Source organism: Moraxella sp. CTOTU48717 (assembly GCF_032057165.1).
Taxonomy (GTDB): Bacteria; Pseudomonadota; Gammaproteobacteria; order Pseudomonadales; family Moraxellaceae; genus Faucicola; species Faucicola tetraodonis.
The window spans coordinates 38,686-53,948 of record NZ_DAMBBC010000018.1 but is presented as its reverse complement, the minus strand read 5'-3'; the positions used below and the strand labels follow the sequence as shown (position 1 = coordinate 53,948).

Below are 15,263 nucleotides of genomic sequence, written 5' to 3'. Positions count from 1 at the left end.
AAGTCGCTCACTGCTCGTCATTGGGCAGTGCTTTAATTATTGGGTTTGGTATTACATTTATCTTATATTGATTACATTCTACAATGTATTTGTTACTAAATTATAACAATAATAAAAAATTACACAATTGTTTTATCAGAAAAATTCCTATTTGGTCATTTTTTGCGATAAATGGTATAGTGTCATCAAACTTTTGAAAAAATATTCATCCAAACTGGTTAATAATCAATTATCTAGCTAGAATCAATTAGCTAGTTAGTTAATCCCATTCACCCCATTTTTCTGTAAGACTGAAAATAATAATGAAAAAAAATACACACAAGCAATGGCAAGCGCTGTTATCTGCCAAACCTATCTATCATAGCAATCAGTTTACCCAATCCAAGATGTCAAGGACGGCATTTCATAAGGACTATGACAGGCTGGTTTTTTCGCAATCTTTTCGCCAATTGAATCAAAAAACCCAAGTGCATCCGTTAACCCATGAGATGGGTATTCATACCCGCTTAACCCATTCGCTTGAAGTATCTTGTATTGGGCGCTCACTAGGGATGATGAGCGCGGAGAAACTCGGTAATGACTTGCCAAGCGGCTTTACGATTTCGGACATGGGAGTCATTGTGCAGGCAGCTTGTTTGGCACATGACATCGGTAATCCCCCGTTTGGGCATGCGGGTGAACAGGCGATTCGAGATTGGTTTTTTCAGCCTGCCCAGCGCCAGTATCTAAGGCGGCTTACCCCACGCCAGCGAATAGATTTATTAGCGTATGAAGGCAATGCGCAAGGCTTTCGACTGCTGACCCGTAACGAGCATCATCCTGATGCAGGTGGCATGCGCTTGACAGCGGCAACGCTGGGCGCTTTTATGAAATACCCTTATCTTTCCACCCCTATCAACCCAGTCAGTGACAGTGACGCACTGCCCTCGCCCTTAACGCTCAAGAAATTTGGCTGCTTTGAAAGTGAAGCGCCGTTTTTGCATGATTTGGCAGAGCAGCTGCAATTACCCAAAACCCAAAGGGGTTATGCGCGGCATCCATTGGCTTATTTGCTAGAAGCCGCCGATGATATCTGTTATGCGCTGATTGATTTGGAAGATGGGATTTTACTGGGTATGTTAGAGTATCATGAAGTTGAGCCACTACTGCTCAAACTCGTCGGTAAACGGCTTGGCGTACCGCCTGAAGTCATGACCAATGCGCCTATCAGCCAAAAATTAGCCGCGCTACGGGGTCGAGCAATGCGGCGATTGGTAGACAAAGTCACTGATGCCTTTGTTGCCAACCAAGCTGCTTTATTGGCAGGTGAGCTGACGGGCAGCTTATTTGACTACTGCCCGAATAATGTACGCAGTAGTATCAGTGAAGCCAAAAGCCTAGCCCATACCCGTATTTTTCAACATCCAAGCAAAGTACGCGTTGAAATCATGTCAAACCGCTGTTTACATACGCTACTTGATGCGTTTATGCCGCTCGCGTTGACGGGTAATTCAGCAGACAGTATTGCTCAGTTTGAGCAATTACGACTGCTTAATCTATTAAATGCCCATTTAAGCAATGTTAGTCGGCAATTAGGGGATGATGTTTATCAAAATATATTGTGTATTTTAGACATGCTGACTGGCATGAATGATCATGAAGCCTATCGGCTCGCGCAAGCATTAAAGGGCAATTGGTCGGTGAATATTTAAACCTCATCGCTGAGCTTCAATCATCAATCGTCAATCGTCAACGATTGTATATTTGGCGTTTTCGGCTTAGAATATTTTTCCTTATTTAACCCGCTGATTGGATACCTAATGACTAGCCGTGACTTGCAAAAACGCCAAACCCGTCAAGCCTTTTTTCAATCGGTGCTTCAGTTATCGAGGTCAGGGCATGCGTTTTCGTCGATTTCACTTCGCCAGATTAGCCGCGAAGTGGGCGTGGTGCCAACGGCTTTTTATCGCCATTTTCAGGATATCGATGAGCTTGGCACCTGCTTAGTCAATGAAGAACTCGGTCACACGCTGCAAAGTCTGCGCGATCATTTGCAGCTGGGTCGCACCCGAACGCATGAAGGGCAAATTGCCTCAAGCGTGCGTTTCTTTTTAGAAAGTGTGGAGCACGCGTCATTGCACTGGCACTTTATTGTCTCTGAGCGCTATGGTGGCAACCAAGCTGTGCAAAATGCACTTGATGAGCAAATCAGCTTGTTTGCGCAAATCATGACCGATGATTTGGCGATGCAACCTGCCTTTGGACATTTAAATCAAGAAGTACGCTTGTTGATTGCAGATATGGGCGTGAATATGTATTTTTCTTGGGTGTATCAATGGCTCAAATTTGACCCCACCGAGGTACAAGGTAAACAAGATTATCTCAATCGCTGTATCAAACAGGCGCAAGTGCTGTTTTATGGTGTGCGTAATTGGTGTCCTTAACCAAAACTTAAGCTAAAAAACAGTAAAACCAACAAACCGTGAAACCAACAAACAGTGAAACCAAAAAAGGCTGAGCATTAACTCAGCCTTTTTACTGTTTATCAACCCATTAATAGCGCCAGTTATAAATCAAATCGACAGAGTTATTGATGGCAGATTTAGACTCAATATACAAGCGTCTTGTTAATTGATAACGCATACTGAGCTCAGGCTGCGAGGTGAACACGCCTACCCCATAACGTATAAACAAGTCTGGGGTGATATACCCCGTTAGACTGACCAAGGTGTCATTGCCCGAGCCATTGGCATCTAACGTTAAACGCTGCAACCCAAACGCCCGACCAATTTGGTTGGTAAATTGGCGCGTCCCGCTTAAGCCATAACTTAACCCTGCTGCGGCAATGGTATTGTCGACGCGGTTTCTAAAGTCTTGTTCGTTGGTATTTTGACCTGAATTGTTATTTAGACTACCTGTCACCCACGCATTCATCGCCTGCTGTTCACTGAGTCCGCCATTATTAAACACGGTAATATTTGGCGCACTGGTGCTGCCTTTGACTTTGACACCCACTTGTACGCCTTGCACGTCTTTTACTGCCTCTACGTTTAGCAGTGGTTTCATCACTTCACCATTGAACCGAACTTGCGCAAAGTTTAGAGTCAAGCTTTGCCCAAATACTTCGACTTTTGAGCGGCGTGATACTTGTACCACCCCTTCTGCTTTCATGGTGCCTTGACCGCGCTGGGTAATATGCAGCGCACCCGCCAATGGTAACCGCGCCCCAAAACCTTGGAAGCTTACGCGATCGCCGAGATCCACACCCACATCCGCGTTGATGCTCCAGGGTTGAGTGACTTTTAGCACATCATCAATCTGACCCATCAAGCGTCTATCAATCACGTTAACATCTGGGGATTTGCTCACCACATTGCCTGTGGCCTCAGGGGGGCGAATGGTGGCGCGAGGCACATCAATCACGCCGACGATATTCACGTAGCGCTGGCTAGGTTTGACAATCACATCAAAAATTGGATTAATAATGGCAGAAATCGCAGGCGGCTGGCTCACTTGCAAGTCTTTGCCTTGCAGCTTCAGCTTGGCTTGCAACTCACGTGTCCAATCAACTGTACCGGTAATGGTGCCTTGACCATCGCCTGCACTGGCAAAAGACCCATCAATAGAGGCTTGATTGCCTGCCACGTGCGATAACACATTAATCTTATCAAAGCGCATCGGCACGCCTGTGATGCTAAGACCGGCATCTTGTAACTCAATATCGCCCACAAATTTGGGCTGCATTAATGAACCACTGATTTTACCTGCCACCAGACCGTTACCTGTCAAGCGTTCAAACGATGGGAAGAAAGGTTTAAATACCGCCAAGTCAATATCTTGGAAAACAACGGTGCCTGAAATCGGTTTTGACTGTATATAGGGATTGACGGTGGCGTCCAAATAACCATTGCCCGCGCCATTGGCGGTTTTGATATCTGCACGAAGTTTCAGCCCTTCTGCGGTTGAACGGGCGATGACACTGATACGCTCATAGGCAATGGTCGTTGGATTTTCTTCAGGGGTTTGTGCGGCGGTACCAAATACCCCGTTATCGGTAAAGAAGCTGGCATTGATACTGGGTCGTTGGTTCTTCTGCCAATGAACGAGTGCGGTGCCGTTGAGTTTACCTGACCAAGCGATATCACGCGGCATCACCACAGAGAAAATTTGGCTATCAATTTGTTGCACGCTGACATCGACATTGCCTTGCCCATTACTGACCACAAGGTTGTTTTTTAGACATAGACTGCCGTTTTGCCCAACCATTTGCCAGCAGTGTGCCGCCATTTGTACATTCAGGTTTTGCCAGCCAAATAGCATTTGTGCGGGTTGTAGCTGTTGCAACTTGGCATATTTGGTACCAATTTGCCCATTACCGAGCATACCCGACCACTGTTTTTTGGCAAGATCGATACGACCTTTGAGCGTCGCTTGTACTTGTCCTTTGGTGCTATCTGCTTTGACATCCAAGGTGTGATTGTCTTGAGTACCGTTAAAATACAGTTGCAAAGAGCGCAGCGGTTGATTGGCAATATTGATACCCGTTGCAGTCAATTGCAACTGACTGGGTGATTTGGCAAGATTGACCAATTTGCCGGTGACTTTGGCATCGAGTACCACAAAGTTTGGCAGTGAAATGTTACGCCCGACTAAATCCACATAGATGTTAGGCAGGGCTTGGTTGTTACCTTGGGTTAAGACAATACCGCCTTTAACGATACCTTTTAGCTGCGGCATTAGCTGATTGAGTGTGCTGATATCGACACTGGTCACTAGTTGATTTTGGTTGCCATTGGCGGTGATGCGATTGCTGCCCCATTGTACCAGCAGATTATTGGCTTGCAGACTTTCAACAAGACGGCGGATTTGTCCGTATTTTTGATTATTGGCGCTATTTTCAATGACTTGGCGCAGCGTGCTGAGGTCTTTTGGCAAATTCAGTTTTGCGGTCAATTGACCCGTTGCCATCAAAGGTTGATTTTTTAGTCTGCCTTTGAGATTCATATTGGCGATATGAATATACTGAGCGCCTGCCCGCCAATAGCCATCGGTATTGATGGTGCCGGTGATTTGGCTTGGCAGACTTGGCACAAAATAGCTGGCATCAAAATTTTTCATGTCAGCACTGATATGCCAGCCGATACCATTGGTCATATCAAAGCTACCGTTGGCGTTGATGTAGCCTTCTTTACCTTGATGACTAAATTGATTAATTTTGAGCTGTTGTGGCGTGCCTGCAATATCAAATTTAAATGAGCCTGCGGGTACGTTTGGCGCGTTGAGGCTACCATCAAATTTGGCGGCGATATAAGATAACTTATTGCCCAGTAGATCGGCACGTACTTTGCCTGCGCCTTTTAACGCTAAGTGTTTTTTGCTATTGTTGGCGCCCACTAAATCCCCTGTCATGTCAATTTGGTTGATAGTGACATCATGACGGGTCACAACTGCTCGATTGGCTTGGCGGAGCTGTTGCAGGGTACCGCTGGCAACCACATTGCCTGTCAAGTCTTGCAGCGGGATGCTATTTAAAATGCTGTGGGCATTTAAATGATTGGTTTTGGCATTGATTTGCCAAGCTAACGGCTGATTGCCACTGGCAAGTTTAATTTTACCATTGCCTGCCAAATTACCTGCCACGCCTTGATACAGCAATTGAGTGATGTCAACCAGCTGACCTGTTTTATTGACATCGACTTGGTAATTACCGCTTGGGGCTTGATTGAGCTTTAGTATATTGGCATTGACTTGCGCTTGTACACTGCTGGGTCGCTTGCCGTCTGCCGGCTGAAAAATCACCTGCGCTTTGCCATTGGGACTGTTAAGCTCGCCAATGCTCGGTAAATTGTGACGTATCAGCCGTTGCCAATTGGCATCGATAGTATAAGGTTTATGGTTGCCTTTGGCTTGTCGGATATCGGCATTGATAATTTCACCGTCATCTTGGCGCAGATTTGCCCGTACTTGCATCGGCAATTTATCGGTTGCCACATCATAGACGATGCCTAATTTGCCTGTTAAGGTCTCTGGCGCATAGGGGGCGATGTCTTTTGGCAACAACTGACGAATCTTAAAGCCATTCCCCGTATTCATGAGGGCAATACGGGTGCGGTCATGCCAATCAATCGTGCCTTGACTCGTCAATGTCCCTTGCGCGACTTTAGCCGTGAGATATTCGATACTGAGTTTTTGATTGGCAATCACGCCGCGACCTTGATAATGGCCATCGGGGATATCTTTGGCAGTCAAATCAGCATTGATACGCAGCTGGATATTATTGGTCACCCCGCTCGCAGTCGCTAAGCCATTTTTTAGATGGATGTTTTGACTGGTGGCATAGGGCAATAACACATCTTTCCATTCAAGTTTGGCATTAAATGGCGCGTTTTTATCCATCGGCTGCGCCGTTAAATGCCCAGTAACATCCGATTTATTGTATTTACTCTTTATATCCGCGGTCAAAAATTTCAAACTGCCTGTGGCATGGGTATCGAGCGCATCGACATACACTTTTGACAATGAATTGACGATGACCAGTCCTGTCACATCCAGCGGATAATCATGCTGCAGGTCAATTTTGCCTTTGATTTTATCAACGCTTAATAAATTGTTATACGCCAATTTGCCTTCGCCAACCGTGATTTGGGTATCATACCAAGTAAAATTTTGGACATGCGCTTGTTTAAAATCGATGGGGTCGCGGGTCACTTGCTGATAGCGCACTAAATTTGCTTTTACGTCATCTAAGGTTAAGTTAACAGGCAGTGCGATGCGTGGGTAATCAAAGGGTTTATTGGAAGGGGGTTTTTTGTAGGTGATGACCATGCGATTGATGTTGGCTTCACGCAGATGCACTTGTTTATTGATAAGGGCGCGCCAGCCAATTTTGACATAGGCTTTATCAACGGTGACTTCGACATAATTTTTTGGCGGTTTATCAGGAATTTTAAGATCGTAAACCCAAATGCCATCGCGAAGATTGCCTTTACCATATTTTAGGCTGATACCTGTTTCTTGAACGATGGCATTGATAAGTAACCGTGTACCCCATGGGGTGCCGACGGCATAATAAGCCCCTAACAATATTACAATCAAAATAACGACTAACACCATCACAATTTTGGTGACAAAACCCTGCCGATACCAGTGTCGAAGCCAACCCGCCTCTTCTTTTGCAGGGTCTAAATCTTCACCGTCTGGACTTTTAGTTTCTAGATTTTCAGTGTCTATTTTACCGTCTAGGTCATTATCTACCAATGATTTATCGTCAGGCTTGGTGCCATCTTCGGGCAATGAGTCGTTGTTATTATCGTCTTTCATTAATATCGCAAATCAATCGTTGGCTAACTACAAAAACACAGGTTCTATGCGCTGTATATGGGCGGTATATTGGATAAACCTTCCATACTAGCAAAGTTTTATCCAAAAATCTTAACTAAAAACCTTGCATAAAATAATGCCGTGATTTTTAGCCAAATTATTATAACGGTGAGCCGATAAAGAAGTGTAAACGGACATCGTTGTTATCCCCTGTCAGACCTTTTGCCACATCGAGCCGTACCAAGCCTATCGGTGATTGCCAGCGGATACCTGTACCGATACTGACCGCCGTTGCGTTATCATATTCGCCAGTTGTATCATACGCATTACCAAAGTCAGTAAACACAGCGCCACGAAAGCTCGGTCTAAACTCATAGTTATACTCTGCCGACCCTACCGCTAAGGCATCACCGCCGACTAAGAAATTTTCGCCGCCATAGGTCGGTGCTAAACTATCGGTGTTGTAGCCGCGGATACTAGAATCACCGCCTGCAAAAAAGCGTGAACGATAAGGCACATCATAAAAATCACCGCTATATAGATAACCCAAATCCAGTCGCCCAATCACTTGTTGTTTGTTATCTTTGCCAAAAGTATACATCCCAGTACCACCCGCACGTAGAATGGCCATATTGGTGTCACTCAGTGCCCCTTTAGCACCGACTTCAAGCGAATAACGTTGGCTATAACCCCACATTGGCGTCAGCATATTGTCTGCTACCGTTTTATTAATTGCATAACCCGCTAACAAGGCTTGTTGGGTATAATCCGATGCGTAGTTGTTAAAAGGATAAGGCAAGCTATCGGTGCTATATTTTTCAGGATCGACTGTGAGTTTATCGCCGCGGTAGCGCAGCGAATAGGTGCGATTCCAACCACTATCATGATAAATATTGCGGGCAATACTGGCATAGACCGTGTCCGCCTCAAAGGTGTTGACTAGGTCATCAACTTCTTTGTGTTGATAGCCGACTGTGCCTGTTAGTTTATCGTTGAGGGGATGCTTATAGGGTAAACTGGCAGTAAATTCCACCGCTTGATCGACTTTGGATAATGCTACTGATGCCCCAGTCTGCAGACCACTTCGGTTAACCAAGTTGTTTTGGTATTTACCGATCAAGCGCACGCCTACGTCCGTTTCATAACCCAAACCCACCTGTGCCTCATGCGGCTTGGTGGCATTGAGTACCACATAGGTTGGGATTTGCTTTGTTTCATACACTTGTTGTGGCGTGAGCTTTGGTATGACTTGGTCTTCTCGTGGTTTGATGGGTAAGTCTTTGTCTTTATCCAGTTTTTTTGCCGTTTTACTGACCGCATTGGCAATGACCACCAGCGGATTTTTACTTTTATTTTCAGCCTCGGGTGATAATTCCATATCTTCGGGTGCGGCCAATAAATTTTTGGCTTTTCGGCTGATGGCATTGAGACGTTGTTCGGTCGAGTCATCGACTTCAAATTGAATCGGCGCGATGTCATTGGGGTCTTGCACCTGATTGACGGTTTTTTGCGTCGTGCTATCGACAGTACCTGCGGATTGAAGTTCGGATGACTGACTTTGAGCTGAGTTGCTTTGAGTTGAATTGCTTTGAGATGCGAGACTTTGATCGGTTGAATTGGCGGGTGAAATACCGGCGGCTGTATCAGAAGTGTCCGCGGTATTGTCCGCTGTGGTATTGCTGCTGTTGGCATTGCTGAGCGTCGCCGAGCCCGATTGTTCAAATGCGATATCGCTTGCTGCTTCGTCTGATGGCATGACGACATCCACATCCACCCCATTAAAATAACGGGTGGCAGTCAAATTGTTGGTAAATTCGCTGACAAAGGGTTGATAGTAGGCATCGCCTTTTTGGTACGTCATTAAGGCTTTGATCAGCTTTGGCTTTAAAGGCAGTTTATCTGGGTCATCGGTCAAATTGCCTTGCTTATCAATGCTATATATCTTCACATCATCAAAGTGATAGCGAGTCTTTGTGTCATAAATTAGGTCAACATCCGCGGTATTGTCCGGCAAAATAATATCCACCGAGCTATTGAGCCATTTGGCATCGAAGTAACCATTGGTTTGCGCGACGCCTTCAATCGTGGCCTTTGCGGCTTTATAGATACCATGACTGAACACATCCCCTTCTTTGGGCGGGATTTCTTTTTCTATCACGGGATACACCGGCAGCGCGTTATCGCCTTCCCCACCTTCACCACGGATATCAATGATGCGATTTTGCACGATGACGGGCTTGCCAACCTCTAAGCTGACTTGGATATTGTCTTTGCCTAAATGCCTAAAGGCGATTTTAGTGTCATAAAAACCCACCGCCTCTGCCGCATCTTTGGCAATTTGGCGTAATTTGTTCACACTGGCATTAAAATCCGACACCGATTCGACGGTCACTTTTTCCAACGCCGCTTTGATATTACGCGCAGGCTCGAGTTTGGCATCTGCATTGGCAAAGCTGATATCAATATAGTTGAGCCCTTCGCCGCGACCTATTAGTTTGTTTTTCAAACGCGCCACGATGCCTTGCGGCTCTGCTGTCACGGTTGAGTTGGCTTGTGGGGTGGTCAATGCCGTTGTTTGCTGTTGATAGGCGGGCAAGTAATCATTGGGATTGATGGTGTCGGTGGATTTGATATTGCCGGCATCATTGGCGACGCCTTGATTAGTCAGATTCTGATTCGCAATATTTTGGTTAGCGGTATTTTGATTAGATAAATTGGTTTGCTCGCTCACCTTTTGATTAATCGCGTCGAAATTCTGTTTTTCGGTGGTTAGCTGCTCAGTGACTTGCGCTTGGGCATGCGATTGGGATTGAGTATTCACACTTGCAGGCTTGCTATTGTTGATTTGATTGGCAACCGATTGCGGTGTGGCTTGATCTAATGCTTTACTGTAGCCGACACTAGGTTGGTTTTGTTTCAACGTCGCCACAGGTTGGTTAAAATTATTAAAGTCTGCCAAAGTCTGATTATCGAGTTGTTGACCAATTTTATCTTCAACGCGCTGCTGATTGAGTTGATACAGATAAGGCTGAGCGGTATTGGCATCGGTAGTGATGCTATCTTGCGCAGTTGCCGCAGGCGTGGCATTTTGCGTTGCCGTGGTACCCTTGCTGTCATTGGCGGTGGTCTGCGCTGCGCTGCTAGTGGTTAGCGTGCTATTCGTCGCTGAGCTATTAGCTAAAGTATTAACTGTGCTGTGAGCTGAAGTATTAGCTAAACTATTAACAGTAGCTGACATTATTGGCGTTTGTGCCCCCCAAGCAGGCACTACACCCACACTAACCAAGGTAATTGCCAAACGTATGGGGGTCAAGCGAAACAGCGAATGATTTGATACGCTAGAATGGGCGGGGCTCTGGCAAGGATTTGACGGACAAGGATTGGACGATAGTGGAGAGCTGGCATAAAAAAAACTAAACGGGTTATCGGCCAATGCGGTTGACTGACCAGAGGGTAGCAAATTTATTGGTTTCATGATAAAAATCAAATCCTTGAGCGAGCACTAGGCGATTTTAGCATAAACATTTTACTAACCAAACATTTTCGCAACCCTTTGTAAAATATTTGTTAAGATAGTCATCATCAGACATTTCTAGGATTGCTCATGAGTACCCAATTTGCGCTTTTTAAATACAAACGGTTTAGTGCCATGTTTGCCACCCAGTTTTTAGGGGCGTTCAATGACAATGTATTTAAGCAAGGTTTGATTTTAGTACTGACCTTTATGGCAGCGGCAAAATTGGGGATGCGTGTCAGTTTGCTCAACAATCTGGCGGCGATGCTGTTTGTATTGCCGTTTTTTTTGTTTTCCGCCTTGGCGGGTCAAATCGCTGATAAATATGAAAAATCTTGGCTGACAAGGCTGATTAAAATCCTTGAAATCGTGATTATGGTAGTTGCCGCATTTGGGTTTGTGTTTGAGATTTATCCGCTCTTATTTGTTGCGTTATTTTTGATGGGTACCCATTCGACGTTTTTTGGTCCTATCAAATATGCTTATCTACCCCAAGCCATGACCACCGATGAGTTGGTGGGTGCAAATGGGCTGTTTCAAATGGGCACGTCACTGGCTATTTTGACAGGGATGATGCTGGCTGGCGTATTGATGAAATTAGAAAGTCCGCTATTTTGGATATCTGGGGTGACGGTTTTTGTGGCGGTTATGGGCTACTTGGCTTCTCGGTTTATTCCCGTCATGACTGCGCCACAGCCTGATTTGACCATCGACTGGAATATCTTTCGTACTAGCTGGCAAACCATTGCCAATTTATATCGTTTGCCGATTATGTGGTTTACCATTTTGGGTAATAGTTGGTTTTGGTTTTATGGTGCCACGTTTTTGACCCAAGTACCTGAATTTAGCAAGTCTATTTTGCTAGGCGATGAAAGCGTCGTGATATTTTTATTGACGCTGTTTTCTGTCGGTACGGCGCTCGGCTCACTGTTATGTAAAACGTTGACTAAAAACCAAGTGAGTTTAAAGCTGTTGCCCTTTGGGATTGCAGGATTGACGATTTTTGCGATTGACTTGTATTTCACGCTTTCAGCGATGCATTTGCCGACACTCGCCAACAACGCGCACTATAGTATCGGTATGATTTTTGCCACGCAGGGTGCTATTCGTGTGTTTGTCGATTTGTTTTTATTGGGTTTCTCAGGCGGTATTTATATTGTACCTTTATACGCTTATATGCAAGCTTATTCACCGGAAACAAGCCGTGCTCGCATTATCGGTGCCAACAATATTTTAAATGCGGTATTTATGGTGGGTTCGGCGATTTTTTCGATTGTTTGTTTGACGCTAGTTAACGTGAGCCTGCCGATGCTATTTGCGATTGTCGGTGTGATAAATTTGATCATGGGCATTTGGCTATTTTTAAAACTAAAAAAATATAGCCCTGCCAAGCCCTTTATGATTCATGAATAACACTCTATCGCCCTATTTAATCGCCCCGTTAAATAGTCAGTATAAATAGCTAGCAATGCTAGGCAATGGATGAATGGCAAGCAATGGATAAATAAGGGGTTTTGCGCTATTTTTTCATTTGAGTCCAAAATGTTGCTATTTGTTATCGTTTGGCAAAGAAACGTTGTTGTTAACTCCAGTTACTTTGTAAGTGGTTAAAAGTTAGTTACTATACCCTGACTTGTTGTAATTTTTTTTGTATCACTTGCTAGGAATGACTGTTATGTTTGCCACTTATAAAACACTCTGCACGCCCAAACTGGTAAAACTCAGTGCGATAGCCTGTACGGCGGTGTTGATGACCGCTTGTGCTTCACAGAAGATCGCGACCGTGGATAAGCGCCCTGTGTATGTACGGGGTGTCCCCAACTATTATATAGTTAGAAACGGCGATACTTTAAGCAAAATCGCCACCACTTATGGACTAGATTATCGTCGGGTTGGCGCGCTCAATGGGCTCGATAGCAACTATACCATTTATCCAGGGCAACGCTTGATTTTAACCTCAGCAAGTAGTCCCACTTCTTATCGCCCAACGACCATTCGCCCTGTGACGGTCAATCAATCATCCCGCCCGTCTAACCCGACTTATTACCCACCTAGACAAGCCAATAACTTATCAACCCCGTTACCGATGCCAAACCAAGTCATCGTGCCAACCAGCAGCTTGTCACAAGGTTGGTTACGTCCTACGAATGGCAATCTATTGCGGCCGTTTAACCAGCAAACAGGTACGTTAGGTATGTGGTTTGGCGGACAAGCAGGGGCAAATGTTGTCGCCAGCCAGCCAGGTACGGTGCTGTATGTCGGTAGTGATTTGCCAGAATATGGCAAATTGATATTGATTCAGCACAACAGCGACTACATTAGTGCCTATGCGCATTTGGGAAATTTTGCTGTACAAGAGCGCCAAACGGTGCAAGCAGGTCAAACCATCGGTACCGTTGGGACGGACAATAATTTGAATCAACCTGCCGTAGAGTTCCAAATCCGATATCGGGGTACGCCAGTGAACCCTGCCAGTTATTTAAAATAATTAAATAGCTGCTTAAAATAGTTAAAAATCTATTTAAAATATCGCAATAAAAAAGCCAATCCATGACGATTGGCTTTTTTTGTGAGCCTAATTATCGGTGAGGATAATTATCGGTGAGGATGATTAGTGGGCAATCGCGGTCGCCATGTTATTGGCATAGTCAATCGCACGATACAGACTATCGGCACTCGCTTTGCCTGTCCCTGCCAAATCCAGTGCTGTGCCATGATCGACTGAGGTACGAATATAAGGCAACCCTAAAGTGATATTCACGGTTTCGCCAAACCCATGTGATTTGAGCGGCGCCAGTCCCTGATCGTGATACATGGCGATAATGGCATCGGCAGTGGCGATATGCTTTTGGGTAAACAAGGTATCGGCTGGCATCGCCAAACTAATATCGACACCTTGGTCGCGATAGTGCTGTAACACCGGATTGATGATGTCAATTTCTTCTCTGCCTAGATAGCCTCTTTCCCCGGCATGAGGATTGAGTCCACAGACCAATATTTTTGGGTGAGTGAGACCAAATTTTTGCTGACAATCATGGATGACAATATCAACGGTTTTTGCCACTTCTTCGTGGGAAATCGCATCGGCGACCGCACGCAGGGGCAAATGGGTGGTGACTAAAGCCACTTTCATCAGGCTATTGGCGAGCATCATCACCACTTTATCCAGCCCCGACTGCTGCATAAAAAATTCGGTATGCCCCATAAAGTCTGGCAACACAGTCATAATCACCGATTTTTGCAGTGGCGCGGTGACAATTGCAGCGACTTGTTTGCTGATGGCGAGCTTATGCGCCAGTTGCAACTGTGCGATGACCATTCCCGCGTTATGAGGATTTAACTGCCCTGCTACCACAGGTTGTGCTGTCGGCACATCCACCACCAAAATAGTATCATGCGCTGAGGGTTGCGCAATTTGCGGTAAATCTTTTAACTCATGTAACTCATGCGTCGCTAATTGTTGAATCATCAATCCGTCTTTTACAGCGCCTTTTTGTTTGAGCTCACTATACCTTTCTTGCAGCGCGTTGATATCTGCCAACACAATGACAGCGCGATTGGGCAGATTTAATTGCTGTCTGTCAGCAAGCATCAGTATGATATCCATGCCAATACCCGCAGGTTCGCCCGAAGTAATCACTAAGGGAAGACTTTGAATGGTCATTTTTATACCTTTTGATAAACACTGATAAAGCTATCAGTTAATATTTTTGAATTCATTATCACATGTGGCGCATTGTTAACTTGATTAAATAGTTTCATGCTCATGAGTTGAACTAAAACCCTGATTACGCGGATGATGGTTAGCGATTACCAATGATTTGATTAAATGAAATCTAATTATTTGCGTAATGTTAAGTAACTATTGTATACCCAATGAGTTTGCTATTATTAACTTAATTTAAATCAGTGTATAATAGCACTACACTTTACTGTCAATCCTGTATTTTACTGTTGTTATCAATGGAGTCCTTATGGCTACCTACGAACATATTAACCAAAAAGTTGAAAAAATGTGTCAGCAATCTGAAGATTTTTCAGTTCGCGTACCACAAGTCATGCAGCGCCGTATCTATATGATAGCGAAACAAAACCCCCTCAACAATGCCAAAGAAATGAAAGAAATGGAGCGTATGGTGACTGAAAAACCCATCGCATTTTTTGAATCTTGGACGCAAATGGCTTGGCAAGCGCTCGTTGCGCAGCAAAATATTGGGCAATTAATGTTTTCAAATTGTATGAAATTAAGCTTGGGTCAACCGATTTCATTGCAAAACTTCTTTTATGCTGTTAACCAAGAAGCGCTGCATGTATTAGAAAAAGGGATGCACCCTATCTATAGCCGCGTGGCCGCTAATGCCAAACGTTTAAGCTAAGTTTTACTTTTTTCAACCACACCCAATAATTTTTTATTGGGTTTTTTTATTTTTATGGGTTTTTTATGTCAAAA

8 protein-coding genes are annotated in these 15,263 nt (G+C 44.7%); 5 read left to right on the top strand and 3 right to left on the bottom strand.

The window, feature by feature from the left end:
- Positions 1-302 precede the first annotated feature (302 nt).
- Positions 303-1,691: a deoxyguanosinetriphosphate triphosphohydrolase gene (locus tag RT084_RS10280; protein ID WP_312385725.1), complete on the top strand. Its 1,389-nt coding sequence runs from the start codon at positions 303-305 to the stop codon at positions 1,689-1,691.
- A gap of 108 nt (positions 1,692-1,799) precedes the next feature.
- Entirely contained in the window at positions 1,800-2,423 is a 624-nt protein-coding gene (locus tag RT084_RS10275; RefSeq protein WP_159770785.1) for a TetR family transcriptional regulator, read from the top strand.
- 109 nt (positions 2,424-2,532) lie between these two features.
- On the opposite strand, the gene RT084_RS10270 is transcribed toward RT084_RS10275, so the two are convergent.
- Complete coding sequence (locus tag RT084_RS10270) at positions 2,533-7,299, bottom strand: translocation/assembly module TamB domain-containing protein (protein WP_312385726.1); 4,767 nt, start codon at positions 7,297-7,299, stop codon at positions 2,533-2,535.
- Positions 7,300-7,459: 160 nt separating this feature from the next.
- Positions 7,460-10,774, bottom strand: coding sequence for an autotransporter assembly complex protein TamA (locus RT084_RS10265; protein WP_313099801.1), 3,315 nt, complete (start codon positions 10,772-10,774; stop codon positions 7,460-7,462).
- A gap of 129 nt (positions 10,775-10,903) precedes the next feature.
- Between RT084_RS10265 and RT084_RS10260 the strand changes: the two genes are divergently transcribed.
- Together RT084_RS10260 and RT084_RS10255 are read left to right on the top strand one after the other, a co-directional pair.
- Complete coding sequence (locus RT084_RS10260; RefSeq protein ID WP_312385729.1) at positions 10,904-12,226, top strand: MFS transporter; 1,323 nt, start codon at positions 10,904-10,906, stop codon at positions 12,224-12,226.
- Between the two features lie 262 nt (positions 12,227-12,488).
- Positions 12,489-13,301 (top strand): M23 family metallopeptidase, encoded by an 813-nt coding sequence (locus tag RT084_RS10255; RefSeq protein WP_076774145.1) that lies wholly within the window; start codon positions 12,489-12,491, stop codon positions 13,299-13,301.
- A 123-nt stretch (positions 13,302-13,424) separates the two neighbouring features.
- Here the strand turns inward: RT084_RS10255 and pdxA are convergent, their stop codons facing one another.
- On the bottom strand, positions 13,425-14,477 hold the full coding sequence (gene pdxA, locus RT084_RS10250) for a 4-hydroxythreonine-4-phosphate dehydrogenase PdxA (protein WP_312385731.1): 1,053 nt from the start codon (positions 14,475-14,477) through the stop codon (positions 13,425-13,427).
- A 310-nt stretch (positions 14,478-14,787) separates the two neighbouring features.
- On the opposite strand from pdxA, the gene RT084_RS10245 reads away from it, so the two are divergent.
- The gene (locus tag RT084_RS10245) at positions 14,788-15,189 is read left to right on the top strand and encodes a hypothetical protein (RefSeq protein ID WP_060995430.1); all 402 of its coding nucleotides are present in this window, start codon (positions 14,788-14,790) and stop codon (positions 15,187-15,189) included.
- The last annotated feature ends 74 nt before the right edge of the window (positions 15,190-15,263 follow it).